The following is a 23,541-nucleotide window of genomic DNA, read 5'->3' as shown; positions in this document are numbered from 1 at the left end:
CTGAAAAGGGCGGGCCTTGGCTCGCCCTTCGCCTTAGCCACCTTATGCATGGGAAGCGACATGAGCCAGAACCCTCCGAACCTGCGCCCCGACCTTGCGCCCCGCATCCGTGTGGACGAACCCGTCCGCGAGGGTCAGCCGAAGATCGGCATGGTCAGCCTTGGCTGCCCCAAGGCTCTGGTGGATAGCGAGCGCATCCTGACCCGCCTGCGCGCCGAAGGCTATGCGATCAGCCCCGACTATACGGGCGCCGAGGCGGTGATCGTGAATACCTGCGGCTTTTTGGACAGCGCCAAGGCCGAAAGCCTTGAGGCGATTGGCGAGGCGCTGAAGGAAAACGGCAAGGTGATTGTCACCGGCTGTCTGGGTGCCGAGCCCGACTATATCACCGGCGTGCATCCCAAGGTGCTGGCGGTGACCGGCCCGCAGCAATTCGAGCAGGTTCTGGATGCCGTGCATGGTGCTGTGCCGCCCGCGCCCGACCCCTTTGTGGACCTGCTGCCGGCACAGGGCGTGAAACTGACGCCGCGCCATTACAGCTATCTGAAAATCTCGGAAGGCTGTAACCACAAGTGCAAATTCTGCATTATCCCCGATATGCGGGGCAAACTGGCCTCGCGTCCGGCCCATGCGATCCTGCGCGAGACAGAGAAGCTCTTGGAAGCCGGTGTGCGCGAGATCCTGATGATCTCTCAGGACACCTCGGCCTATGGTCTGGACCGCAAGCATGACCTTTCCCCGTGGAAAGGCGGCGAGGTGCGCGCCCATATCACCGATCTGACCCGAGAGATGGGCAAGATGGTGAAAGAGGCCGAGGCGTGGCTACGGCTGCATTATGTCTACCCCTATCCGCATGTGCGCGACCTGATCCCGCTGATGGCGGAAGGTCTGGCCCTGCCCTATCTGGATATCCCCTTCCAGCACGCGCATCCCGATGTGCTTAAACGCATGGCGCGGCCCGCAGCTTCGGCCAAGACGCTGGATGAGATCGCCGCTTGGCGGGCGGATTGCCCCGAGATCGTCCTGCGATCCACCTTTATCGTGGGCTATCCCGGCGAGACGGAAGAGGAATTCCAATATCTGCTGGACTGGATGGACGAGGCGCAACTCGACCGTGTCGGCTGCTTCCAGTATGAAAATGTGGATGGGGCGCGCTCGAACGACCTGCCCGACCACGTGGACCCCGAGGTCAAACAGGACCGCTGGAACCGCTTCATGGAAAAGGCGCAGGAGATCTCCGAGGCCAAGCTTCAGGCCAAGGTCGGCACGCTGCAACAGGTCATCGTGGACGAGATCGACGAGGAAGGCGCCACTTGCCGCACCCGCGCCGATGCACCGGAAATCGACGGCAACCTGTTCATCGACGAGGGTTTCGAAACCCTCAGCGTGGGCGATATGGTCACCGTCGAGGTGGATGAGGCCTCGGATTACGACCTCTGGGGGCGGCTGGTTTAAAGCTGCCCTTCGGTGTCGATATGCACCGTTGCTCCGCAATGTTTGCAATGCACGGCATCGGCGTCATGCAGGCTTAGCCCGCAGGTCTTGCATTCGTAGCGCACCTTGGTGGGCCGGAACAGCACCTGTGCCAGCCGCAAGAACAGCGTGACGCCAAAGATCATGATCGCCACGGAAATCATCCGCCCCCATTCGCCCTTGGGGGTGATATCGCCAAATCCGGTCGTGGTCAGCGTGGTGACGGTAAAATAGAGCGCGTCGGCGTAATTGTTGATCTGGTCGTTCACGCCTTCCTGCGTGACATAGATCAGCCCCGTCATTACGAACAGGAACACCGCCAGATTGATCGCCGCCAGAAGCACATCCTGATGCTTGCGGAAAAACGGCCAGTCCTGACGCAGGCGGGATAGCGTCTGATAGGCATGCAGCAAGCGCAGCGTCCGCAAGACCCGCAGAAAGCCCAGCCCCTCGCCTGCCAGCGGCAGGAGAAACGAAACCATCGCGATAAGGTCGGCCAAGGTGGCAGGCTGGAACCAGAACCGGAACCGGCGCGACACGATCAGCAGACGCGCCAGAAAATCGGCCACGATCGCCAGACCGATCACCGCATCAATCACCGTAATCACCACATCATGCGGAACAAACGACGTGACCACGACAAACACGACCGTCACGATATCAAATGCCAGAAGCCCGTAGCGAAAACGATGCGCGCGGTCGGTCTCGCCCTCGTAAAGGGCGCGCAGGAACTCGATCATGGTCAATGGCCTATCGGTTGGGACATATCCTTTGATATGCCACAGGCCACGGGAATTTAAAGCATTTTTGCCTTTGGCCCCAAGCCTTCTGTCAAGGCGGGCCGGAAGGTCACGAATTTCCGTCGGAGTCTTGCGCGGCAACGGGCGCTGGCTGGTCTTGCTGTACCACAGGGGTGTCCTCGGCAAATTTCAGCGTCTTCAGATCGGTTGTCACGAATTCCATCCCATTCGCGCGCAAAATCTCGGCGATTTTTGCATTGCGCGCCGCATCCTGTGCCACAGACATGGACGCGCCAAAAGTCACGCCCGAAAGGGCCAAACAGAGGGAGAGGACTATTCGTTTCATAGCGTAATCTTTTTAAACATGGATCCAAGGTGAACCAATCGGTTCGATCCGTCATGAAATTGATATATTCTGCGCAGCAGCGAAAAGAAACAAAAGCTTGCTTAGAAGATATGTGCGGCGCAGCACAGACTTTCTGCGCGCCTCCATATTTGGGCCATTTAACTGGCAAGGGCGTGTGAAAACCGCGTATTTCTTCATCTTAGAAAAAACTGGCCCGCTTGCGGCGGGCCAGTCTGTGATCAACGGAGATCGCAGAGATTATTTGTTGATATATTTAGCGGTGATCATCCCGTCATTGCCGCTACCAATGTGATCCAGCAGCATTTTATCAAGCTGGGCATCGGTATAGTCGGCGGGGTTCACGCCAAGCTGGGCCGCAATCTGGGCTTTGCCAGGCGTGACGACACCTTTGGCACCGGGCACCGCACGATCTTCATGTTTCACGACGAAAGCCACAGCTTCCATGTTGTCATTGCGCAGCGAGGTGCTGACTTTCTCGAGCTCGGCCGTGGTATAGTTGCCCGGATTCAGGCCAAGCTGTGCGGCCAGTTGTGCCGTACCCGGATTGACGTCGGCCGTATGTTCCACCGCCCGATCCTCATGGTTGATATAGTACCGCGCCGTCGAGACATCCCCGTCGCGCAGGGCGGCGTTGATCTGGCGGGCTTCCGCATCGCTATATTGCGTCACGTCGACACCATTGCGTGCCAGCATCGGGTAGTTCAGCGGCGCAGCGGCGGCAACAGTTGCAGAAGCGGTCAGACCAAGGATTGCGGCGGCGGCAAATTTCGTAAGTTTCATTTCATTTCTCCAGTTTTCCTAGAGATCTCGGTCGGTAGCTGAGCCAGCCGGGGTCTCGTTCGTTGTATGAAACAAATATGTAGGTTTATGATCCGAATAAAAGGCAGTTAGTTAGCATGCTAATGTGTATGAATGCACATTGACAGATATAAGCAAGCTTACTAACTCAATGCGCTTGCCCTCTTTTATAAAGAGCCGATTCCGACTAGAAGGGGCGCCAATCCTGCCTCGAAACAAAGGGAATTCGCATGGCGTCCTACCAATTCGTCTACCATATGGATGGTGTCTCGAAGACCTATCCCGGTGGCAAGAAATGCTTTGAAAACATCCGTCTCAACTTCCTGCCCGGCGTGAAAATCGGGGTTGTCGGCGTGAACGGCGCCGGTAAATCCACGCTTTTGAAGATCATGGCGGGCATGGATAAGGACTTCCAGGGCGAGGCCTGGGCCGCCAAAGGTGCCAAGGTCGGCTATCTCGCGCAGGAGCCCGAACTCGACGACACCAAGACCGTGCGCGAGAACGTGATGGAAGGCGTCGCCGCCAAAACCGCCAAGCTCGAGCGCTATAACGAGCTGGCGATGAACTATTCCGACGAGACCGCCGATGAAATGGCGCGCCTGCAAGACGAGATCGACGCCGAGAACCTGTGGGATATCGACAGTCAGGTGGATATCGCGCTGGAAGCCCTGCGCTGCCCGCCCGATGATGCCAATGTGGCCACCCTCTCGGGCGGCGAGCGTCGCCGTGTCGCGCTGTGCAAGCTGCTGCTTGAAGCGCCCGACATGCTGCTTCTGGACGAACCGACCAACCACCTTGATGCCGAAACCATCGCTTGGCTGCAAAAGCACCTGATCGAATACAAAGGCACCATCCTTTGTGTGACCCACGACCGTTACTTCCTTGACGATATCACCTCGTGGATCCTCGAACTGGAGCGCGGTCGCGGTATTCCGTGGGAAGGCAACTATTCCAGCTGGCTGGAACAGAAAGCCAAGCGCATGGAGCAGGAGGCCCGCGAGGACAAGGCCAAGCAGAAGGTCCTTGAGAAAGAACTCGAATGGATCCGTGCCGGTGCCAAGGCCCGTCAGGCCAAATCCAAGGCGCGGATCGCCGCCTATGAGAAGATGGCCGATGAGGGCGTCAAGGACCGTGTGGGCAAGGCGCAGATTGTCATCCCGAACGGCCCGCGTCTGGGCGGCAAGGTCTTCGAGGTCGAGGGCCTGAACAAAGCCATGGGCGACAAGCTTCTGATCGAGAACCTGTCCTTCTCGCTGCCGCCGGGCGGCATCATGGGCGTCATCGGTCCGAACGGCGCGGGGAAATCCACGCTGATCAAGATGCTGACCGGCAACGAGACCCCCGATGCGGGCACGATCAAGGTCGGTGAGACGGTGAAACTGTCCTATGTCGACCAGTCGCGAGACGCGCTCGACCCCAACAAGAACGTCTGGGAAGAGATCTCGGAAGGCGCAGAGATGATCGTGCTGGGCGACGCGCAGATCGCATCCCGCGCCTATTGCGGGGCCTTCAACTTCAAGGGCGCCGACCAGCAGAAGAAAGTGGGCCTCCTCTCGGGTGGGGAACGCAACCGCGTCCACATGGCCAAGCTCTTGAAATCGGGCGGCAACGTGCTGCTCCTCGACGAACCGACCAACGACCTTGACGTGGAAACGCTGCAGGCGCTGGAAGCGGCCATCGAGGATTTCGCGGGGTCTGCCGTGATCATCTCGCACGACCGCTTCTTCCTTGACCGCCTGTGCACGCATATCCTTGCTTTCGAGGGCGAGGGCCATGTCGAATTCTTCGAGGGCAATTTCGAGGATTACGAACAGGACAAGATCCGCCGCCTCGGCCCCGATGCCGTGGAGCCCAAGCGCGTGAAATACAAGAAGTTCACCCGCTAAGCTTTACGGGTTTTACGAACCATGCCACAAACCTCCGCATTGATTTGCGGAGGTTTTCATATGTCCAAGGGCCGCTCTATCCGCCTGTTCCTGCTCGAGGGCACGCCCACCGGCCTGATGACCGCCGAAATCATGAACTGGACAGGCCATGTTCTGGCGGGGCCGCGCACACGACTTGAAGCGGCGCTCAAGGAAGAAGAGCTCAAACGCACCGGCGTCTATATTATTTTTGGCGATGATGGGGAAAGCGACCTGCCCCGCGTTTACATTGGCGAAGGAGACGACATCTCGTTACGCCTGCGCCAGCATGCCAAAGATCCAGAAAAGGAATTCTGGGAAAGGTTCGTTGCCGTGACCAGCAAGGACATGAACCTCACCAAGGCCCATGTGAAATACCTTGAGGGCCGCCTGATCACGCTTTTGCGCGAGGCCAAGAAAGCCGTCAGCCACAACAGGACAGAGCCTGATTTCACCCGCCTACCCCGTGCCGATATTTCCGACATGGACACGTTTCTCGAAGAACTACAGCTGGTCCTTCCGGTCATCGGGGTCGATTTCTTCCGCCGTCCCAAAACCGAAACGGCACCATCTCTTCGGGCCGAAGCCCCGCTCCCCCATTTCGTCACGTCGAATGGCAAGAAAGGCATCAGAGCCCGCGCGGTTGAAACCGAGGGCGAATTCGTTGTCCTGTCTGGCAGCACGGGCAGCCTGAACGAAAGTGTATCCTTCACCGAACGCTATCAGGCCCTGCGCGAGAAAGCCTTCGAGAGCGGCCAGGCCATTCGAGTGAACGCGGAGACCTTCCGTCTCGACGCCGATATCGCTTTTACCAGCCCGAGTGCGGCGGCTGTATTTCTTTTCGGCACAAGCCGGAATGGTCGAACCGATTGGCTCCTGGAAGGCAGCTCGCTAACCTATGGCGCATGGAAAGACCAACAAATCGATGCCGCCGAATAACCCATCCGCTCTGGACGCAGCCCTTCTGATTTGCGATAAGCCCGCCAACATCGCGGGATAAGGAGTGGCTGCAATGGCGTTTCGGCAAAGGCACCTTCTGGGGATAGAGCATCTCTCTCAGGAAGATATTCTCGCCGTTCTCGATCTGGCCGAGCAATATGTCGACCTGAACCGCCGCACGGTCAAGAAAACCGATGCGCTGGCGGGCATGACCCAGATCAACATGTTCTTCGAAAATTCCACCCGCACGCAGTCGAGCTTCGAGCTGGCCGGAAAGCGCTTGGGCGCGGATGTGATGAACATGTCGATGCAGACCTCCTCGGTGAAAAAGGGCGAGACGCTGATCGACACGGCGCTGACGCTCAATGCGATGCATCCCGACCTGCTGGTGGTGCGCCACCAGAATTCGGGCGCGGTGGATCTGCTGGCGCAGAAAGTGGAATGCGCGGTGCTCAATGCCGGTGACGGCAAGCACGAGCACCCGACTCAGGCGCTTCTGGATGCGCTGACGATCCGCCGCGAGAAGGGCCGGATCTCGCGCCTGACGGTGGCGATCTGTGGCGATGTCACCCATAGCCGCGTGGCGCGCTCCAACATGATCCTGCTGGGCAAGATGGAAAACCGTGTGCGTCTGGTCGGGCCGCCGACGCTGATGCCCTCGGGCGTGGCCGATCTGGGCGTGGAGGTCTGCGAGGACATGCGCCAAGGCCTGCAGGATGCCGATGTGGTGATGATGCTGCGGTTGCAGAAAGAGCGGATGGATGGCGGGTTCATCCCGTCCGAGCGCGAATATTTCCACCGTTACGGGCTGGATGCCGAAAAACTGTCTTACGCCAAGCCCGATGCCATCGTCATGCATCCGGGGCCGATGAACCGCGGCGTGGAGATTGACGGCACCATCGCCGACGATATTAACCGTTCGGTCATTCAGGAGCAGGTCGAGATGGGCGTGGCCGTGCGTCAGGCCTGCATGGACCTTCTGGCCCGCAACCTGCGCGCCGAGCGTGGCCGTGCGCTCAGCGAAGGTCATGAAGGCACCTATGCCTGAGACCGCCCCCCTGCCTGACCCTGCCATCGATCTTGCCCCACAGGAGCAACGGCTGGCCGTGTTCCGTGCGGACCGGCGGCGGTTCTTCTCGGTTCAGGCATTCTGGATCACGGCCAGCTTCGCTGTGGCGCTGTTTGTCGGCAATCTGATCACCTCGGGGCAGAACCTGATGGCCCTCTTGGGCATGATCGTGATGGCGCAGCTTTTCGGGATGATGATGGCCTATCGTCGGGTCTTCTCGACCATCTGGTGTCTCACCGACCGGCGGCTGATCGGGCCGCGCGGACGTTCGATCCTGCTGCTCGACATCCAGAAAATGGTGCCGTTTCTGGGCGATGTGCAGATCATCAATACCGAGGGGCGGCGCTTCCGCATCGAGCATATGGCCGATGCGCAGGAAACCATCGCCCGTATCGAGGCCGCCCGCGCAAGCCGGGCCAGCACGCAGCCATGACCACGATGGCGCGCCTGACCCCTTCCTTGCCGCATCGCCACCTTGGCGCCCCGTGGAGCGGTCGCATCCCCGCCGAGGAAACCGTGCTCTGGCAGGGTATGCGGATGGGGTCGGTGCTGCATAACAAGGCACGGGGGCCTGCCCTTTTGCTGGCCATCGCCGTGCTCTGGACCGCCTTTTTCGCCACCGCCCGGCGGGATCTGGAAGTGCCCGTGGTGTTCGGCCTGCTCGCGCTGGTCTGGCTGGTGGGGCAGATCATCGCGATCCGCCGCAACCCCCATGCCGAGCGTTATCTGCTGACCGACCGTGCCGCCTATATCGCCACCGGACCGGCCACCAATGCCAAGCTCTCGCGCTTCTCGCTTTTTGTCGATGACGCCGCCGGACGTCTGGACGAGGCCGATCCCAGTTCGGTGCAGATCGGCACGCGCCAGCGCCGCCCGCAAACCCTGCGTCTGGATGACACGCCCGTCCATGATGCCGTCCCCGCCTATTTCCACGATATTACAGACGCTGAAAAAGTCTCCGACCTGATCCGCCAGATCCGGGCAGGCCACAGCCAGTGAGGTGACCCCATGACCCTGTTTCTTGAAAATGCCCGCCTGATCGATCCCGAGGCGCTGACCGAAACCACCGGCAATGTCATCATTGACGATGGCAAGATCGCGGCGATCGGCCAGATGTCGGCACCCAAAGATGCCGAAGTGATCGATTGCGGCGGTAAATATCTGGCGCCGGGCATCGTGGATCTGGGCGTGAAGATCGGCGAGCCGGGCGAGCGCCACCGTGAGAGTTTCCGCACCGCAGGGCTTGCGGCGGCGGCAGGCGGCGTGACCACGATCATCGCGCGCCCCGACACGACCCCCGCCATCGACACCCCCGAGACGCTGGAATTCGTGACCCGCCGCGCCGCGCAGGCCCCTGTGCGCATCCACCATATGGCGGCGCTGACCAAGGGCCGCGAAGGCCGCGAGATGACCGAGCTGGGCTTTCTCATGGATGCGGGCGCGCTGGCCTTTGGCGATGTGACCCATGTCACCACCGACACCAAGGTTCTGTCGCGCGCCTTCACCTATGCCCGCTCGCTGGGCGCATTGGTGGTGTGCCATCCGCAAGATCCGGGCCTGTCCAGAGGCGCGTCGGTGACCTCGGGCAAATTCGCCTCGCTGCGCGGGCTGCCCGGCGTCTCCCCGATGGCCGAGCGGATGGGGCTGGAACGCGATCTGGCCCTGGTCGAGATGACCGGCGTGCGCTACCACGCCGACCAGATCACCACCGCCCGTTCCCTGCCCTCCCTTGCCCGCGCCAAGGCGGCGGGCCTTGATGTTACGGCGGGCATCTCGATCCACCACCTCACGCTGAACGAGCTGGATGTGGGCGATTACCGCACCTTCTTCAAACTCACCCCGCCGCTGCGCTCGGAGGAAGACCGTCTGGCAATGGCGCAGGCTGTTGCAGACGGGGTGATCGACATCATCTGCTCGATGCACACGCCGGCGGATGAGGAATCCAAACGCCTGCCCTATGAAGAGGCTGCCTCTGGTGCTGTCGCGCTCGAGACCTTCATTCCCGCCGCAATGCGGCTTTATCACGCGGGGGCGGTGTCGCTGCCCCAACTGTTCCGCGCGATGTCGCTCAACCCCGCCAAACGGTTGGGGCTGGCACAGGGGCGGATGCAGGAAGGCGCGCCTGCCGACCTCGTTCTTTTCGATCCCAACGCACCTTTCGTGCTGGACCGGTGGACATTGCAGTCGAAATCGAAGAATACCCCCTTTGACGGTCAGCGCATGGAGGGCAAAGTGCTTGCAACCTTCGTGGCGGGCCGCAAAGTTTTCGACCGCACAGCCCAAAGCGCCTGACCCCCTGTCAGGCCTCCCCTAACGCCACATCTTTTCCGAAGAAGGAGCCCTCCGGTGACCGAACATCTTCCGGCCGTTCTGGCCCTCGTGTCCTTGCTGGGCTACCTTCTGGGGTCGATCCCCTTCGGTATCGTGATCACACGCGCCTTCGGTCTGGGAGATCTGCGCCAGATCGGGTCGGGCAATATCGGCGCGACCAATGTGCTGCGCACCGGCAACAAGCCCGCCGCGCTGGCGACCCTGCTGCTGGATTCGGGCAAGGGGGCGATTGCCGTGCTACTGGCGCGCTATTTCCTGAACGACCCGCTGGCCGAGCAGCTTGCGGGGGGCTTTGCCTTCCTTGGCCACCTTTACCCTGTCTGGCTGAAATTCCGTGGCGGTAAAGGGGTTGCGACCTTCCTTGGCACGGTTCTGGCGCTGTGCTGGCCGCTGGGCCTTGCCGCCTGCGGCATATGGCTGCTGACAGCCATCGTCACCCGTATCTCGTCGCTTTCGGCGCTGGTCTCGGCGGCGCTCAGTGTGCCTTTGGCCCTTGTGATGGGCGAACGTCAACTGATGCTGCTGCTGGCTCTGCTGGCGGTGCTGATCTTCTGGCGTCACCGCGCGAATATCTCGCGCCTTGCCCAAGGCGCAGAACCCAAGATCGGCAAGAAGGGCTAGGGAACAGGGAACCCGCCCCCTCGTCCCGCCGTTATGCGGAAAACACCGAAGGCTCCCCATGCGCTTCCAGACCATCATCCGAACCTGCCTGACACGGGACTATGCCAATTTTTCGGGGCGTGCCACGCGCAGCGAATTCTGGCTGTTCATCCTGTTCTTCCTCTTGGCCAACATTGTCCTGAGCCTTCTTGACGGCCTGATCTTCGGCGGGCTGTCGATGGGTGCGGGCAATGGGCGCGCATGGTTCATCTCGAACGGTGGCCCGCTGGAGTTCCTCTTCTCGCTCTGCGTGGTGATCCCGCTTCTGGCGGTCTCGGTGCGCCGCCTGCATGATATCGACCGCAGCGGGTGGTGGCTTCTGCTGCATGTCCTGCCGCCGGTCGGACAGATCATCCTGTTCGTGTTCATGCTGGGCCGCACCCGTCCGGGGCCAAACCGTTTCGGCCCCGAACCGCAACAGTAACGCCTGGGGCCGTAACGCCTAGGGCCGTGACACTCAGGAGGGCGTGCGGGCCTCCAGAGCCTCTAACAGCTTGGCACAGCGACGCAGGTTGGCATATATCCCCAGCCCCAGATAGAGCGCGCCGCAGACCATCACCCACAGCACAAGATACAGCACCGTCGTAATGATGGTGGCGGTCATCGTCGAAACGATCAACCGGCTTTCGACAAAGACCAGCGGCAGGTATCCGCGCATCAACAGATCCACCGCCGAGAAGACGATCATCGCAAAGCCGAGCACCGCCAGCAGAAGGAGCGCCACCGCATAGGCGCGCATGACAAGGTTCTGCATGGGTTTTCCTTCCGGACCTCGACAGTTCAAATGGAAACGCAGGCCTGAAAGCCTGCGCCCTGTTCCCGAGCCTGTCTCTCAGGCCGAGGTTTTCTCGAGCTGCTTTTCCAGAAGCTCGGCCATTTTCTTGGTGTTGTCATAGATCCCGAGACCCACATAAAGCGCACCGCCAATCAGGATGACATAGAGCGCGCCGCCAATCAGGATGCCGATAAAGGCCAGAATCGCCATGCCAGCGTCACCGCCATAGGGGTTTGCCGACAGCAGATAGGCCTGCGTGCCCGCCCAGATGACAACGCCGATCATTCCCAGAACGATAATAAGCGCAACCAGTTTCCGGTAAGAGGAAATCATGAAATTCTGCATGTCAAACTCCGACAAAAAAACGCGGGAAAAATACCCCGCGCCCTTTGATCGGATTATCACAGAGAGTTCAACCGAGAATCAGTAGCTATACTCGCTGTAGATCTTGGACAGATCGCCCTGCCATTCGCCGTGGTATTTCTCCAGCAGCTCATCGGCAGGTACACGGCCCGAATCCACGCTTTCTTCCAGCGCGTTCAGGAAATGCGTTTCATCCGGCACCAACCCGCCCGAGCCGGGCTTGGCGCGGGATTTCAGCCCCGAACGCGAGATCGCAACCGCTTCACGCGCCAGATCATGCAGCTTGATACCGTTATATTCGCCCTGAAGCGCATCTTTCGCCGCCGCACGGCGCAGCCCCTCTCGGGTCTCGTGATCCCAGCCCTTCACCAGATCCCATGCCGCATCCAGCGCCGACTGGTCATAGGTCAGCCCCACCCAGAAGGCAGGCAAAGCGCAAAGACGGCGCCACGGGCCACCATCGGCCCCGCGCATCTCGATGAATTTCTTCACCCGCGCCTCGGGGAAGACGGTGGTCATATGGTCCGCCCAATCCGAAAGCGTCGGCTTCTCGCCCGGCAGCGCGGGCAGCTCGCCCTTCAGGAAGTCGCGGAAAGACTGGCCAAGCGCGTTGATATATTTGCCGTCGCGATAGACGAAATACATCGGCACATCGAGGACGTAATCCACCCAAGCCTGATAGCCGAAGCCCTCTTCAAACACGAAGGGCAGCATGCCGGTGCGGGCCTCATCGAGGTTCTGCCAGACATTGGCACGCCATGATTTGAACCCGTTGGGCTTGCCATCAAGGAAGGGCGAATTGGCAAACAGCGCCGTGGCCACCGGCTGTAGCGACAGCGCCACGCGCATCTTCTGCACCATATCGGCCTCGGAGGCGAAATCGAGGTTCACCTGAACCGTGCAGGTCCGGTACATCATGGTTTTGCCCATGGTGCCGACGCTGTCCATATAGTCGGTCATCAGCCGGTAGCGGCCCTTGGGCATCATCGGCATCTCGGCCTCGGACCATTGCGGCGCAGCACCCAGCCCGATGAACCGCGCGCCGATCTTGTCAGCGATGCTCTGAACTTCGCGCAGGTGCTGGTTTACCTCGTCGCAGGTCTGATGGATGGTCTCCAAAGGCGCACCCGACAGTTCCAGCTGGCCCCCCGGCTCAAGGCTGACATTGGCACCATTATGGGTCAGGCCGATGATATTGCCCTGCTCTTCGACAGGCGTCCAACCATAGGTATCGCGCAGCCCTTCCAGCATCGCCCTGATCGAACAGGGGCCCTCATAGGGCAGCGGCTTCTGGGCCTTTTCGCAATAGCCGAATTTCTCGTGCTCGGTGCCGATACGCCATGCATCCTTGGGCTTTTCACCCTCGGCCATATAGGCGGCGAGCTGCGCGAAATCTTCGATCGGGCCACCGCCCTGCTGCGGAATGGACATGGACGCTCCTAATTCATTGTGGCCCTTGGAAGGGCAAGAGGTGTGACGATTACGCGATCAAGTCAAGCGCAATGACAGTCTATCCTGATGCACGTTTCCATAAAACCTGTGCGGTCACGCGCTGATCCAATGCCGCGGAAATCGCCCGCATGTCGGTTCCGGGCAAGCTGGCATAGGCGTCGTATAATTGCGCCGCGCCCGCGGCATCGACGGGAATCAGAAGCGCCTGCCCGTCCGCGGTCTTCAGCCGCCACAGATGGCGACCGTTCAGATGCAACAGCCGGATCTCGGCCAGATCGCGCAGCGCCACCTGCCCGCCCAGCAGACGCCCCGCGCCGAAATAGCCGATCTGGCCCTCGTCGATCTCCACCACGCCCGGCGCGCCCACATCGCGGGCAAAGCGCAGCCTGCGCCAGGCCACCACCGCCCAGGCCAGGGCCGCCGCCACCAGCGCCAGCCCCGCAGGCAGCAGCACCCAGCCGCCCAGCCGGCACAGCCATAGCCCCAAGCCCAGAGGCACAAGCGCCAGCAGCACTTCGGAATGGCGCGCCAGCGCGTGACGGAGTTCGGGACGGATCATGGCAGGGGCCTGCTGAGAGATAGTCACGGAACTCTTGCTTGGGTCCTGCCGGAATGCAACCATTTGCGCAGGCTCCTGCCCGCCCGATGGCGCGCAGCCCCCTGTTCGCGGAGGCATGAATGGACAAGATCACCGTCACCACCACAATCAACGCCCCTGTCGGGACCGTCTGGGCCGCCTATACCGACGCCGCCCGGATTCCACACTGGAACTTCGCCACACCCGACTGGCACTGCCCCGAGGCCGAGGTCGATCTGCGCATCGGCGGGCGCGTCGTGTCGCAGATGGCCGCAAAGGACGGCAGCCTGTCCTTCGCGTTCGGCGCAACCTATACCGAGGTCACTCCGCCCCATCGGCTGGCCATCCGCATGGATGACGGGCGCGAGGCGGTCACCCGCTTCGAAGCGATGCAAGGCCGCACCACCGTGACCACCTGCTTTGACCCCGAGACGCAAAACCCCGTCGCCATGCAGCAGATGGGCTGGCAGGCGATCTTGGAAAATTTCCGCCGCTACCTTGAGAGGTGATCAGCCGTTGATCGTGGCAAAAGCCGCCTCATAGCGGCCTTCGGCCTCTGCAAATCGCTGGAAATGCACCCGCTCGACCAAGATCTCGTCTGGCACCTCTGCTGCGGTCATCTGGGCAACCACCTCCTGAATGAACTGTGCAAGCGGCAGGGCTGCGGCAACCTGCGACTGGCCCGGCGTCAGTTCGGTGGCCACCAGAGGCGGCGCGATCTCGTGCACGCGCACCGGGCTATCGCGCAGCTGGTGACGCAGCGATTGCGACCACGAATGGATCGCGGCTTTGCTGGCCGAATAGACCGGCGTCGCCGCCTTTGGCACAAAGGCCAGCCCCGATGACACGGTGACCAGCGCGGAATGCGGCTGCGCGCGCAGATGCGGCAGCAGCAGGGCCGCAAGCTGGATCGGCGCGGTCAGATTGGTGGCGATGGTGCGATGGGCCACATCAAGGCGGACCGGATCGGCGGTATAGTCCTCGGGTTCCATGATGCCCGCATTCACGATCACCGTGTCCAGATCGGGATGCTCGGCCAGCAGTCGGGGCGCGAATGCCGCGACCGCCTGCACGTCGGTGACATCGAGGTGATAGCCCGCCATATCGGGATTGCGCGCCAGAGTGGCCTGCAGGTTGCCCGCTTTGCGCCCCGTGATGATGATCCGGTTGCCAGCGGCCTGCAATGCCTCGGCCAGCGCCTGACCGATGCCGGAATTGCCGCCGGTGATAAGGATGGTGCGATTGATGAAGCTCATGGTCTGTCCTTTCCCTTGCTGGCAACAAGATGCGGCCTCTGCTATCTTCGGGAAAGAAGGCACCGGAAAGATTTATACTTACCCGAAAGAGAGTATGACCCATGTCCGCCGATGATCTGCGCAAAGACCTCAACGCCCTGCCCTGCGATCCGGCGGTGGACCGGCTGGTGGAAGAGATCATCGGGCGGGTGGCGGACAAATGGACGATGCTCCTGATCGAGATCCTGACCGAGCGTGACTGCGCCCGTTTTGGCGAGCTGTCGCGCGCCTGCACCGGCATCAGCCAGAAGATGCTGACCCAGACCCTGCGCGCGATGGAACGCGACGGGCTGGTCAATCGCACGGTCTATCCGGTGGTGCCGCCCAAGGTGGAATACCGGCTGACCGAGCTGGGGCTGGGGCTGTCGAAGGCCTTCTGCGGCGTCTGGCTTTGGGCAGAGGCGAATTACGACACGATCGAGCGGGCACGGAAAGACTTCGCCGCCCGCTCGAACGGTGGGTAATCAGCCCCAATCTCCCAGCGCGGATTGCCATAGCGTGATCGCCGCGCAAACGGCGGTATCGGCACGCAGGATGCGCGGCCCGAGGCTGACCGGCGTGACATAATCGAGGCTGCGCAGCATGTCTCGCTCGACCGGAGAAAAGCCGCCCTCCGGCCCGATCAGGATCGCCCAGGGGCCGGGGGTCAGCTGGGCCAATGTCTGGGCGGGGCCGACAAGGCTTTCATCGCAAAACAGGATACGCCGCGTATCGTCCCAGCCCCGCAGAAGCTGCATCAGGCTCTGCATCTCGGTGACTTCGGGCACATAGGTGCCAAGGCATTGCTCGGCGGCTTCCATCGCATGGGCCTGCGCGCGGTCCTGTTTGATCCGGCCCGCATTGGTGAATTCGGTCTGCACGGGAAGGATGCGGGCACAGCCCAGTTCCGTCGCCTTTTCCACGATAAAATCGGTGCGCTCTTTCTTGATTGGCGCAAAAAGCAGCCACAGGTCGGGCGGATCCAGCTGCGGGGCGGCCTGTTCAACGCAGGTCAGCTCTCCGGCCTTTTTATGGGCGCGGGTGACGGTGGCCGTCCATTCGCCATCGCGGCCGTTGAACAGCGCCACAGCACTGCCCTCCCCTTCGCGCATGACCCCGAAGAGATAGTGTGATTGTTTATCGGTCAGGGCGATGACTTGCCCCTGACCCAGCGGATGATCTACATGAAGACGTATCTTGGCGCGTTGCATGAGGCAAATCTATGATCGGTGGGCGGAAAACTCCAGAGGCAGACGGTATCGTCTATGACGCCTATGATGGCAACTGGGTCGATCACCGCGCCCCTGCCCGCCTGCGCCCTCTGTTGCGGCTAAGCCGCGCCGACCGCCCGATCGGCACATGGCTTTTGCTGATGCCCTGCTTCTGGGGCATCGCTCTGGCCGCCAATGCGACGGGAGGCTTTGTCTGGTGGGACCTCTGGCTGGTCATCGGCTGCACCATCGGGTCGTTCCTGATGCGCGGCGCGGGCTGCACGTGGAACGACATCACCGACCGCAAATTCGACGCAGCCGTGGCGCGCACCCGCTCGCGCCCGATCCCCTCGGGGCAGATCTCGGCCAAGGGCGCGCTGGTCTGGGCGGTGGTGCAATGCCTGATCTCGCTCCTGATCCTGCTGACCTTCAACGCCGCCGCCATCTGGCTGGGCGTGCTGTCGCTGGCGCCCGTGGCGGTCTACCCTTTTGCCAAACGCTTCACATGGTGGCCGCAGGTCTTTCTGGGGCTGGCCTTCAACTGGGGCGCGCTGCTGGCATGGACCGCGCATACCGGCAGCCTCGGGCTGCCTGCCGTGCTTCTTTATGTCGGCGGGATCAGCTGGACACTGTTCTACGATACGATCTACGCCCATCAGGACAAGGAAGACGACGTTCTGATCGGGGTAAAATCCACCGCCCGCCTCTTTGCCGAGAAGACGCCGCAATATCTGCTGGGCTTTCTTGTGATTGCCACCACGCTGATGGTGCTGGCGGTTCTGGCAGCCCTTCTGCCCAATGGGGCCTCGGGCCGACAGCTTCTGCTTTGCCTGTGCGGGCCGCTGGTCTTTGCCGCGCATATGGGATGGCAGCTGTGGCAGCTTGATATCGACAACCCCGACCTGTGCCTGAAACTTTTCCGCCGTGCCCAGAAGGCGGGGCTGTTTGCTGCGCTGTTTTTCGCCGTTGGCGCGATTGTGTAAGCTTGCGCGCGTCCCTACGGATTGCGAGAACCCCGCCCACACCGTAAGGAACCGGCATCCCTTTTCTGACCTCGGAGAGCTGACCGCATGCGAAGCAAGATCCTGACCGCCACCGCCTTTGGCGCCGCACTCCTCTGTTCGGCCCTTGTTGCGGGCGGCTCGGCCACAGTGATCGAGAAACGCACCAAGTCCGATATCCGTATCGCCCTCGAGACCTCGGGGCATGGCTGGGCGAAAATCGACACCGACGGGTTGCAGGTTCTGGTCAGCGGCACCGCCCCTTCGGAAGCCGAGCGCCTGCGCACCATGACCGTGATCAGCTCCGTCGTGGAAGCCTCGCGCATCCGCGACAATACCGATGTGGTGCAGACCGAAGACCTGACCGCGCCGGATTTCTCGCTTGAAATCCTGCGCAATGATGATGGCGTCTCGCTGATCGGGCTGGTGCCCAGCACCACCGACCGCAAGGCCCTGATGTCCACCGTGGCCTCGTTCACGCAGGGCGGCGAGGTGGTCGATATGCTGGATGTGGCCGATTACCCCGTGCCGAAGGGCTGGAACACCGCCTATAACTTCGCCGTCGAGACGCTGCGCACCCTGCCGCATTCGAAGATCTCGGTCGAGGCCGGCAAGGTCTCGGTGACCGCCATCACCGCCTCCAAGCGCGAGAAATCCGACATCGAAACCGCGCTGAACCGTCGCAAACCCGACGGGCTGGATCTAAGCTATAACATCTCGGCCCCGCGTCCGGTGATCACCCCGTTCACGCTGCGCTTCATCAAGGATGACGAGGGTGCCCGTTTCGATGCCTGCTCGGCCGATACCGACCGCGCCAAAACCACAATCCTTGCCGCCGCGCGCAAAGCGGGGGCCGAAGGCGATCTGGGCTGCACCGTGGGCATGGGCGTGCCCTCGACCGAATGGGCCGATGCCGCCGCGATGGGGATTGCCGCCATTGGTCAGATGGGCGCGGGCACCATTACCTATTCCGATACCGATATCGCGCTGGATGTCCCTGCAAGCGTCGGCAACGATGCCTTCGATCAGGCGGTGGCCGATCTGGAAACCAACCTGCCCGACGTGTTCTCGCTGCATTCGATCCATGAACAGCCCAAACAGGTGCAGGCCCAGATTGCCCAGTTTTCGGCCGCACGCGATGCCTCGGGCAAGGTGGTGCTGCGCGGACGGGTGACCAATGCGATGCAGCGCGACATGGTCGAGAACTATGCCCGTGCGCAATTCGGATCGAAGGATGTGTCGGGGGCGACCCGCGTCGATGACAGCCTGCCCGCAGATTGGGGCGTGCGGATGATGGCGGGGCTTGCCGCGCTGGACCAGCTCAATAGCGGGCAGATCACCGTGCGGCCCGATATCCTGCGGGTGTCGGGGATTTCGGGCAATGCACAGGCCAGCGACGAGATTTCGCGGCTGCTGTCCAAGCGGCTGGGGGAAGCGGCACGGATCGATCTGTCGGTGCGCTATGACCGGCGTCTTGATCCGGTGCTGGGCCTGCCCTCGGGGCAGGAATGCGTGACGCGGCTCAACAATGTGCTGTCGGCGCAGAAGATCACCTTCGAGCCGGGTTCGGCCAAAATCGATGCGGCAGGCGAAACCCCTGTGGAAGCCCTCGCCAAGGCCTATCATAACTGCGAGGATTACAAGCTGGAAATCGACGGCCATACCGACAGTCAGGGCCGCGACGAAATGAACATGGCCCTGTCGCGCGACCGTGCGAATGCCGTGCTGGAAGCCTTGGCCGCGCGCGGGGTCCCGGTGCGCAATCTCACGGCGAAAGGCTATGGCGAGACCCAGCCGATTGCCGATAACGGCACCGAAGCCGGACGCGAAGCCAACCGCCGCATCGAGTTCGTCCTGCTGGACGAGCAGCCTCTGGAAACCGGCGAGCCGCTGCCCGAAGCCACGGCCAGCGCCACCACGCCGATTGTCGAGGAGGCCAGCAAGGGTGAGGCACAGGCCGATCAGGTGGGCGGCACCGCCGACACCTCCAGCGATGCGGCTCAGGATCCGCAGATCACGATCCCTGTCGCTCCGGCGGCGAAATCCCCGGGCAAACCCAAATTGCGTCCGGCCGACCTCAAGACTTCAAAGAACTGACTGGGCAAGAGCCTGCGGGAACATATCACATGAACAGAACCGAATTCGTCTTTGCGACCGCCATCATCCTGTTTCTGGCTTTCTGCCTGGGGTGGTTTGCCTGCTGGCTTCTGCACCGCCTGACCCGTGTAAGCAAAGCGGATATGGGCGAGCTGGAACAGATGGCCCATGCGCTGCATGAGGCCGAGGACACGCGCGACCGTGCGCTGGCCTATATCGAACATCGCGAGGCCGAGCTGACAAACCAGCTACATCAGTCCGAAGCCGAGCTGCGCGCGGCAATGGAGGGGCTGCGCGACGCCCGCCGCGAGGCCGAGGAACTGCGCGCCAAGCTGGACAGCTAGAACCGATCGGCGGGCACTCTGCTGCCCGCCTTGCGCCCCCTATGCTCCCTTACGAAGCCTCACGCTACGGCAGACGGGACGCAGAAGGCGGGCACCATCGCGACCGCAAGACCAGGCACGGCCAGATCTGGCGGGCGTGTGTTTCCAAGCGATCAGAGGGCGGTATAATCGGCGCGACCTTCCGGCGCATGGCGCGCCCGCGCGATAAGCTGCACCCCCGCCCGACGCGCCTCCTCGACCGCCAGCCCCGTAGGCGCCGAGGGCGAGACCAGCGCCGCCGCCCCGAACATCGCCGCTTTCTGCACCAGATCGACCGAAATCCGCGAGGTCATGACAATGGCGCAGCCCTCGGGCGCATGGCCCGCAGCCAGTGCCGCCCCGACCAGCTTATCAACGGCGTTATGCCGCCCGACATCCTCGCGCAGCAGGACAAGCGCGCCCGCCTTCCACAGCCCCGCCGCATGACAGGCGCGGGTTTCATCCTGCAAGACCTGCCCCTCGCGCAGCACATCCAGCGCCTTGGCCGCAGCCTGCAGCGTCATCACGGGCCGGAGCGGACGGCTTGGCACCTCGCGCAGCGCCTGCGACAGGCTGTCGATGCCGCAAAGCCCGCAGCCCACAGGCCCGGCCATCGCGCGCCGGCGGTCACGAAACGCGCCGCTGGCGGCGGCAGGCAGCCATGCCCGCACCTCGAGACCGCGCGGGCGCGACAGGATTTCGATATCGGACAGCGCCTCCGTGGCCGGCACGATGCCCTCGGTCAGGGCAAAGCCGCGCAGGAAATCCTCCAGATCCACGGGGGTGGCCATCATGACCGCCTGCGTGACCCCGTCATAGACAAGCGCCACCGGCACCTCTTCGATCAGGGGCTCGCTTACGCCCTGCATCAGACCGACCCGCCGGACCGCTTGCATCATCATTGGCCTCCCGCACCGCACCCGCCCCTTATGCCAAAACCCTCAGGCCTTGGATAGGCGCATCATTTCCGTGAAAACTTCACGAAAAGCACCCCGCCTTGCTTGTAGGGGCATGACCAAGGACTTACATGCCGGACATGGATTTCAAAGCCCTTCTCCCCCTGCGGCGCAAAGAGCCGCGCGTCGCGCTGATCCGCCTGCAAGGAGCGATCGGCATCTCCCGCCCCGGTTCTGCCGGTCTTTCGGATGCCGCGTTAGGGCCTCTGATCGAACGCGCGTTCCGCAAGGCCAAACCCACCGCCGTGGCGCTGGTCATCAATTCCCCCGGCGGTTCTCCGGTGCAAAGCGCCCTGATCGCCGCGCGGATCCGGCGGCTGGCCGACGAGACCGGCACCCCCGTCCATGCTTTTGTCGAGGATGTCGCCGCCTCGGGAGGATACTGGCTGGCCTGCGCCGCCGATGACATCTGGACCGACCCGACCTCTGTGGTGGGGTCTATCGGGGTCATTTCCTCGGGCTTCGGCTTCGATCAGTTCATCCACAAACACGGGGTAGAACGCCGCGTACACACGGCAGGGGGGTCGAAAAGCTTCATGGACCCGTTCCGCGCCGAGAAACCCGAGGATATCGCGCGGCTCAAACGCCTGCTGGACGATATGCATGACAGCTTCAAAGACTACGTCCGCCACCGCCGCGGCACGCGCCTGACCACCACGCGCGACCTGTTCACGGGCGATATCTGGACCGGACGTCAGGCCCTGAGCGAAGAAACCGGCCTGATTGACGGGATTGCCCATGTCGTGCCCAAACTCAAAGAGCTGTATGGCGAGAAAGTGCGCCTGATGCCCTTCGCGCAGAAAAAGCCGCTGTTCCGGCGTTTCGGTGCGGCCTTTGGCGGCGAGATCGCGCAGGAAGCCATGCAGGTGGCGCTGGCCGAGGCCGAAGAGCGCAGCCTGCGTGCGCGATACGGGCTGTGACATGCTGCTGAAGCTGATGGCCCTGTTTCTGGCAGGTATGGCGGTGCTGGCCATGTTCGGCAAGCTCCGCCTGCCCAAGGGGCTTTCCGGAACAAAGCGGCCGGGACAAAAGCGGTTGGGGGCCAAACGCTGCCCGCGCTGCGGTCGCCCGCAAATCGGATCGGGGCCCTGCCCCTGTGGTCATGGAAAACGGAAAGGCTGAGGTGCCCTTGTGCTGATTGATATCGCGATGGTTGTTGCGGGGCTGGTCCTGCTGGTGGTCGCTGGCGACTGGCTGGTCAAGGGGGCGGTCAACCTGTCGCTCCGGCTGGGCATTCCGGCCCTTGTCGTCAGCCTGACCGTTGTGGCCTTCGGCACATCGGCCCCCGAGCTTCTGGTCTCGGTGACAGCGGTTCTGGACCACTCCCCCGCCATCGCGCTTGGCAATGTCATCGGCTCGAACACCGCCAATATCCTGCTGGTGCTGGGCCTTCCCGCGCTGATCTCGGTGATCCGCACCAACACCCATGACACCCGCGAGAGCTATCTGATGATGCTCGCAGGCACCGTGCTGTTCATCGTGCTGGCCCTGAGCGGACCGATCACATGGGCAAAGGCCATCGTGCTGCTGCTGGCGATGGCCGCGATCCTGACGCGGCAGATCCGTCAGGCCTTGCAGCACCGCCATGCCCGCCATGACAGCCATGACAGCCGCGAGGACGTGGAAGGGGCCGAAGACGGTCTCCATGCCCGCGCGATTGCCCTTTATCTGCTGCTGGGGCTCGTCGGTCTGCCCGTCGGGGCCAATCTTCTGGTCACCGGCGCGTCGGATATCGCCAGCGCCATCGGTATTTCGGATGCGGTGATCGGCCTGACACTGGTGGCGGTAGGCACCTCCCTGCCCGAGCTGGCCACCTCGGTCTCGGCGGCGCTGCGCGGACGGGCCGATGTGGCCCTGGGCAATGTGATCGGCTCGAATATTTTCAACCTGCTCTTCATTCTGGGCATCGCGGGGCTCTTCGGCCAAATGCCCGTGCCACCGGAAATGTTGCGGATCGACCTCTGGGTTATGCTTGCAGCGGCGCTGGTTCTGGGGCCATTTATTCTGCTCAGGCAACCGATGGGACGCGTCACGGGCCTTGCCTTCACGCTGGCCTATATCGCCTATATCTGGGCGATTGTGGCGGCCTGAGCCGACGCATCCCGAACGGCCCGCGAGGAGGAGACTATGATGCAGAATGCCCTGATCACCGGCGGCGCGAAACGGCTGGGGCGCGCCATGGCGCTGACCCTGGCCCAGCGCGGCTGCAATATCGCCATCCATTACCACGGGTCACAGGCCGAAGCCGAAGACACGGCGGCGGCCTGCCGTGCCTATGGTGTGCGCGCTGTGATCTTGCAGGCCGATCTGCTGGAGGAAGCGCAGGTGACCCCGCTTCTGCCCGCCGCAGCCGAGGCCTTGGGCGCGCCGATCGATCTGCTAATCAACAATGCCTCCGTGTTCGAATATGACAACATCCATACTGCCACCCGCCGCAGTTGGGACCGCCATATGGAATCGAACCTGCGCGCGCCCTATGTGCTGACGCAGGCCTTTGCCGAACAGGCCCCTAAAGCCGATCGCAGCGCAGGCGAGCCGCGCGCGCAGGCGATGGTGGTCAATATGATCGACCAGCGCGTGCGCAAGCTGACGCCGGAATTCTCCACCTATACGCTGGCCAAGATGGGGCTTTGGGCGCTGACGCGGACGGCGGCAATGGGGCTTGCGCCCGATATCCGCGTGAATGCCATCGGACCGGGGCCAACGCTGCAGGGCGGGCGGCAGACGCTCGAGCATTTCACCACACAGCGCCAGTCCACCATTCTCGAACGCGGCTCGGACCCCGAGGATATCTGCGCCGCATTGACCTATCTGATGGAGGCGAAATCGGTGACAGGGCAGTTGATCTGCACCGATGGTGGCCAGCATCTGGGCTGGCAGACGCCGGACATATTGGGAACAGAATAAGCGCCGGAGATGTGCCGTTAAGACATGCCTCAACCCTGTGGAACAGAGGTTACCAAAGAGCTAACGTTTTCAAAATGTTACAAAGGAAAAATAAATTAGTCTTTGGAATCAAAGCTCTGGTTTTTTGCACAAAAAACGGGCAAAGTGATGACATGCCAGTGTTACAAGGCTAAAATGCCCTTTCCCCGCGCTTACTCACATAGTTATCCCCAAGAGTCGTGGAAACTCTTCCATCTTGCTTTTCCCGAAAGGGAGAGAAAGAGATCAACAGAATCGGATGGTTAA

27 protein-coding genes and 1 pseudogene are annotated in these 23,541 nt (G+C 62.1%); 18 read left to right on the top strand and 10 right to left on the bottom strand.

The features are described from left to right. The first annotated feature begins 60 nt into the window (after positions 1–60). Entirely contained in the window at positions 61–1,455 is a 1,395-nt protein-coding gene (gene rimO / locus WDB86_RS11815) for a 30S ribosomal protein S12 methylthiotransferase RimO (RefSeq protein ID WP_406735994.1), read from the top strand. On the opposite strand, the gene WDB86_RS11810 is transcribed toward rimO, so the two are convergent. From WDB86_RS11810 to WDB86_RS11800, 3 genes are all read right to left on the bottom strand, one after another. Then, entirely contained in the window at positions 1,452–2,213 is a 762-nt protein-coding gene (locus WDB86_RS11810; protein WP_339109444.1) for a potassium channel family protein, read from the bottom strand. The genes rimO and WDB86_RS11810 overlap by 4 nt on opposite strands. 109 nt (positions 2,214–2,322) lie before the next feature. Next, complete coding sequence (locus tag WDB86_RS11805; RefSeq protein WP_406735993.1) at positions 2,323–2,559, bottom strand: hypothetical protein; 237 nt, start codon at positions 2,557–2,559, stop codon at positions 2,323–2,325. A gap of 258 nt (positions 2,560–2,817) precedes the next feature. Then, the gene (locus WDB86_RS11800; protein ID WP_406735992.1) at positions 2,818–3,360 is read right to left on the bottom strand and encodes a hypothetical protein; all 543 of its coding nucleotides are present in this window, start codon (positions 3,358–3,360) and stop codon (positions 2,818–2,820) included. 248 nt (positions 3,361–3,608) lie between these two features. Between WDB86_RS11800 and ettA the strand changes: the two genes are divergently transcribed. The 8 genes from ettA to WDB86_RS11760 all read left to right on the top strand — a co-directional run bounded on the left by ettA (position 3,609) and on the right by WDB86_RS11760 (position 10,705). After that, positions 3,609–5,264, top strand: coding sequence for an energy-dependent translational throttle protein EttA (gene ettA, locus WDB86_RS11795; RefSeq protein ID WP_339108311.1), 1,656 nt, complete (start codon positions 3,609–3,611; stop codon positions 5,262–5,264). 60 nt (positions 5,265–5,324) lie between these two features. Next, on the top strand, positions 5,325–6,221 hold the full coding sequence (locus tag WDB86_RS11790) for a GIY-YIG nuclease family protein (RefSeq protein ID WP_406735991.1): 897 nt from the start codon (positions 5,325–5,327) through the stop codon (positions 6,219–6,221). Between the two features lie 73 nt (positions 6,222–6,294). Beyond that, positions 6,295–7,269 (top strand): aspartate carbamoyltransferase catalytic subunit, encoded by a 975-nt coding sequence (locus WDB86_RS11785; protein WP_339108313.1) that lies wholly within the window; start codon positions 6,295–6,297, stop codon positions 7,267–7,269. Then, positions 7,262–7,723 carry a hypothetical protein gene (locus tag WDB86_RS11780; RefSeq protein ID WP_339108314.1) on the top strand — a complete coding sequence of 154 codons (462 nt, stop codon included), beginning with the start codon at positions 7,262–7,264 and terminating at the stop codon, positions 7,721–7,723. The genes WDB86_RS11785 and WDB86_RS11780 overlap by 8 nt, the downstream gene beginning before the upstream one ends. After that, on the top strand, positions 7,720–8,289 hold the full coding sequence (locus WDB86_RS11775) for a hypothetical protein (protein ID WP_339108315.1): 570 nt from the start codon (positions 7,720–7,722) through the stop codon (positions 8,287–8,289). Before WDB86_RS11780 ends, WDB86_RS11775 begins: the two co-directional genes overlap by 4 nt. Positions 8,290–8,298: 9 nt before the next feature. Next, positions 8,299–9,582 carry a dihydroorotase gene (gene pyrC, locus WDB86_RS11770; protein ID WP_339108316.1) on the top strand — a complete coding sequence of 428 codons (1,284 nt, stop codon included), beginning with the start codon at positions 8,299–8,301 and terminating at the stop codon, positions 9,580–9,582. Between the two features lie 54 nt (positions 9,583–9,636). Beyond that, entirely contained in the window at positions 9,637–10,242 is a 606-nt protein-coding gene (gene plsY, locus WDB86_RS11765; protein ID WP_339108317.1) for a glycerol-3-phosphate 1-O-acyltransferase PlsY, read from the top strand. A 58-nt stretch (positions 10,243–10,300) separates the two neighbouring features. After that, positions 10,301–10,705 carry a DUF805 domain-containing protein gene (locus WDB86_RS11760; RefSeq protein ID WP_406735990.1) on the top strand — a complete coding sequence of 135 codons (405 nt, stop codon included), beginning with the start codon at positions 10,301–10,303 and terminating at the stop codon, positions 10,703–10,705. A 33-nt stretch (positions 10,706–10,738) separates the two neighbouring features. Here WDB86_RS11760 and WDB86_RS11755 read toward each other — a convergent pair whose 3' ends face one another. The 4 genes from WDB86_RS11755 to WDB86_RS11740 all read right to left on the bottom strand — a co-directional run bounded on the left by WDB86_RS11755 (position 10,739) and on the right by WDB86_RS11740 (position 13,457). Then, on the bottom strand, positions 10,739–11,035 hold the full coding sequence (locus tag WDB86_RS11755) for a hypothetical protein (RefSeq protein WP_406721344.1): 297 nt from the start codon (positions 11,033–11,035) through the stop codon (positions 10,739–10,741). A gap of 78 nt (positions 11,036–11,113) precedes the next feature. Beyond that, positions 11,114–11,401, bottom strand: a complete 288-nt coding sequence (locus tag WDB86_RS11750) for a hypothetical protein (RefSeq protein WP_406735989.1) — start codon at positions 11,399–11,401, stop codon at positions 11,114–11,116. 78 nt (positions 11,402–11,479) lie between these two features. Further along, a complete protein-coding gene (locus tag WDB86_RS11745; RefSeq protein ID WP_339108321.1) occupies positions 11,480–12,850 on the bottom strand; it encodes a glutamate--cysteine ligase in 1,371 nt (456 codons plus the stop codon). Positions 12,851–12,929: 79 nt separating this feature from the next. Next, complete coding sequence (locus tag WDB86_RS11740; RefSeq protein ID WP_406735988.1) at positions 12,930–13,457, bottom strand: hypothetical protein; 528 nt, start codon at positions 13,455–13,457, stop codon at positions 12,930–12,932. Positions 13,458–13,549: 92 nt separating this feature from the next. On the opposite strand from WDB86_RS11740, the gene WDB86_RS11735 reads away from it, so the two are divergent. Further along, positions 13,550–13,957: an SRPBCC domain-containing protein gene (locus tag WDB86_RS11735; RefSeq protein ID WP_406735987.1), complete on the top strand. Its 408-nt coding sequence runs from the start codon at positions 13,550–13,552 to the stop codon at positions 13,955–13,957. Here WDB86_RS11735 and WDB86_RS11730 read toward each other — a convergent pair whose 3' ends face one another. Further along, on the bottom strand, positions 13,958–14,704 hold the full coding sequence (locus tag WDB86_RS11730; RefSeq protein ID WP_406735986.1) for an SDR family oxidoreductase: 747 nt from the start codon (positions 14,702–14,704) through the stop codon (positions 13,958–13,960). Positions 14,705–14,805: 101 nt separating this feature from the next. Here WDB86_RS11730 and WDB86_RS11725 point away from each other — a divergent pair, with 101 nt between their 5' ends. Continuing rightward, positions 14,806–15,207, top strand: coding sequence for a winged helix-turn-helix transcriptional regulator (locus tag WDB86_RS11725; protein WP_406735985.1), 402 nt, complete (start codon positions 14,806–14,808; stop codon positions 15,205–15,207). Here the strand turns inward: WDB86_RS11725 and WDB86_RS11720 are convergent, their stop codons facing one another. Next, a complete protein-coding gene (locus WDB86_RS11720; RefSeq protein WP_406721350.1) occupies positions 15,208–15,933 on the bottom strand; it encodes a 16S rRNA (uracil(1498)-N(3))-methyltransferase in 726 nt (241 codons plus the stop codon). A gap of 11 nt (positions 15,934–15,944) precedes the next feature. Between WDB86_RS11720 and ubiA the strand changes: the two genes are divergently transcribed. From ubiA to WDB86_RS11705, 3 genes are all read left to right on the top strand, one after another. Further along, the gene (gene ubiA, locus WDB86_RS11715; RefSeq protein WP_406721351.1) at positions 15,945–16,916 is read left to right on the top strand and encodes a 4-hydroxybenzoate octaprenyltransferase; all 972 of its coding nucleotides are present in this window, start codon (positions 15,945–15,947) and stop codon (positions 16,914–16,916) included. Positions 16,917–17,003: 87 nt separating this feature from the next. Then, positions 17,004–19,031 (top strand): OmpA family protein, encoded by a 2,028-nt coding sequence (locus WDB86_RS11710; RefSeq protein ID WP_339108328.1) that lies wholly within the window; start codon positions 17,004–17,006, stop codon positions 19,029–19,031. Positions 19,032–19,060: 29 nt separating this feature from the next. Next, entirely contained in the window at positions 19,061–19,375 is a 315-nt protein-coding gene (locus tag WDB86_RS11705; RefSeq protein WP_339108329.1) for a hypothetical protein, read from the top strand. Positions 19,376–19,527: 152 nt separating this feature from the next. Here the strand turns inward: WDB86_RS11705 and fdhD are convergent, their stop codons facing one another. Continuing rightward, complete coding sequence (fdhD, locus tag WDB86_RS11700) at positions 19,528–20,295, bottom strand: formate dehydrogenase accessory sulfurtransferase FdhD (RefSeq protein ID WP_406735984.1); 768 nt, start codon at positions 20,293–20,295, stop codon at positions 19,528–19,530. A gap of 125 nt (positions 20,296–20,420) precedes the next feature. On the opposite strand from fdhD, the gene WDB86_RS11695 reads away from it, so the two are divergent. The 4 genes and pseudogenes from WDB86_RS11695 to WDB86_RS11680 all read left to right on the top strand — a co-directional run. After that, positions 20,421–21,269 (top strand): S49 family peptidase, encoded by an 849-nt coding sequence (locus tag WDB86_RS11695; protein ID WP_406735983.1) that lies wholly within the window; start codon positions 20,421–20,423, stop codon positions 21,267–21,269. 1 nt (position 21,270) lies between these two features. Continuing rightward, on the top strand, positions 21,271–21,471 hold the full coding sequence (locus WDB86_RS11690) for a hypothetical protein (protein WP_406735982.1): 201 nt from the start codon (positions 21,271–21,273) through the stop codon (positions 21,469–21,471). Between the two features lie 9 nt (positions 21,472–21,480). Next, positions 21,481–22,440, top strand: coding sequence for a calcium/sodium antiporter (locus tag WDB86_RS11685; protein ID WP_406721354.1), 960 nt, complete (start codon positions 21,481–21,483; stop codon positions 22,438–22,440). A 30-nt stretch (positions 22,441–22,470) separates the two neighbouring features. Beyond that, positions 22,471–23,256, top strand: a pseudogene (locus tag WDB86_RS11680) (SDR family oxidoreductase); the annotation flags it as partial. Positions 23,257–23,541 lie beyond the last annotated feature (285 nt).

This window comes from Thioclava sp. GXIMD4215 (assembly GCF_045291555.1).
Classification (GTDB): domain Bacteria; phylum Pseudomonadota; class Alphaproteobacteria; order Rhodobacterales; family Rhodobacteraceae; genus Thioclava; species Thioclava litoralis.
Note: the sequence above shows the minus strand (reverse complement) of the source record. Positions and strands in the feature narration are given on the sequence as shown.

Excerpts from the sequence above, each read along its gene's own strand:
- rimO (WP_406735994.1), top strand. The coding sequence starts at position 61 with ATGAGCCAGAACCCTCCGAACCTGCGCCCCGACCTTGCGCCCCGCATC.
- WDB86_RS11810 (WP_339109444.1), bottom strand. The coding sequence starts at position 2,213 with ATGATCGAGTTCCTGCGCGCCCTTTACGAGGGCGAGACCGACCGCGCG.
- WDB86_RS11805 (WP_406735993.1), bottom strand. The coding sequence starts at position 2,559 with ATGAAACGAATAGTCCTCTCCCTCTGTTTGGCCCTTTCGGGCGTGACT.
- WDB86_RS11800 (WP_406735992.1), bottom strand. The coding sequence starts at position 3,360 with ATGAAACTTACGAAATTTGCCGCCGCCGCAATCCTTGGTCTGACCGCT.
- ettA (WP_339108311.1), top strand. The coding sequence starts at position 3,609 with ATGGCGTCCTACCAATTCGTCTACCATATGGATGGTGTCTCGAAGACC.
- WDB86_RS11790 (WP_406735991.1), top strand. The coding sequence starts at position 5,325 with ATGTCCAAGGGCCGCTCTATCCGCCTGTTCCTGCTCGAGGGCACGCCC.
- WDB86_RS11785 (WP_339108313.1), top strand. The coding sequence starts at position 6,295 with ATGGCGTTTCGGCAAAGGCACCTTCTGGGGATAGAGCATCTCTCTCAG.
- WDB86_RS11780 (WP_339108314.1), top strand. The coding sequence starts at position 7,262 with ATGCCTGAGACCGCCCCCCTGCCTGACCCTGCCATCGATCTTGCCCCA.
- WDB86_RS11775 (WP_339108315.1), top strand. The coding sequence starts at position 7,720 with ATGACCACGATGGCGCGCCTGACCCCTTCCTTGCCGCATCGCCACCTT.
- pyrC (WP_339108316.1), top strand. The coding sequence starts at position 8,299 with ATGACCCTGTTTCTTGAAAATGCCCGCCTGATCGATCCCGAGGCGCTG.
- WDB86_RS11760 (WP_406735990.1), top strand. The coding sequence starts at position 10,301 with ATGCGCTTCCAGACCATCATCCGAACCTGCCTGACACGGGACTATGCC.
- WDB86_RS11755 (WP_406721344.1), bottom strand. The coding sequence starts at position 11,035 with ATGCAGAACCTTGTCATGCGCGCCTATGCGGTGGCGCTCCTTCTGCTG.
- WDB86_RS11750 (WP_406735989.1), bottom strand. The coding sequence starts at position 11,401 with ATGCAGAATTTCATGATTTCCTCTTACCGGAAACTGGTTGCGCTTATT.
- WDB86_RS11745 (WP_339108321.1), bottom strand. The coding sequence starts at position 12,850 with ATGTCCATTCCGCAGCAGGGCGGTGGCCCGATCGAAGATTTCGCGCAG.
- WDB86_RS11735 (WP_406735987.1), top strand. The coding sequence starts at position 13,550 with ATGGACAAGATCACCGTCACCACCACAATCAACGCCCCTGTCGGGACC.
- WDB86_RS11730 (WP_406735986.1), bottom strand. The coding sequence starts at position 14,704 with ATGAGCTTCATCAATCGCACCATCCTTATCACCGGCGGCAATTCCGGC.
- WDB86_RS11725 (WP_406735985.1), top strand. The coding sequence starts at position 14,806 with ATGTCCGCCGATGATCTGCGCAAAGACCTCAACGCCCTGCCCTGCGAT.
- WDB86_RS11720 (WP_406721350.1), bottom strand. The coding sequence starts at position 15,933 with ATGCAACGCGCCAAGATACGTCTTCATGTAGATCATCCGCTGGGTCAG.
- ubiA (WP_406721351.1), top strand. The coding sequence starts at position 15,945 with ATGATCGGTGGGCGGAAAACTCCAGAGGCAGACGGTATCGTCTATGAC.
- WDB86_RS11710 (WP_339108328.1), top strand. The coding sequence starts at position 17,004 with ATGCGAAGCAAGATCCTGACCGCCACCGCCTTTGGCGCCGCACTCCTC.
- WDB86_RS11705 (WP_339108329.1), top strand. The coding sequence starts at position 19,061 with ATGAACAGAACCGAATTCGTCTTTGCGACCGCCATCATCCTGTTTCTG.
- fdhD (WP_406735984.1), bottom strand. The coding sequence starts at position 20,295 with ATGATGATGCAAGCGGTCCGGCGGGTCGGTCTGATGCAGGGCGTAAGC.
- WDB86_RS11695 (WP_406735983.1), top strand. The coding sequence starts at position 20,421 with ATGCCGGACATGGATTTCAAAGCCCTTCTCCCCCTGCGGCGCAAAGAG.
- WDB86_RS11690 (WP_406735982.1), top strand. The coding sequence starts at position 21,271 with ATGCTGCTGAAGCTGATGGCCCTGTTTCTGGCAGGTATGGCGGTGCTG.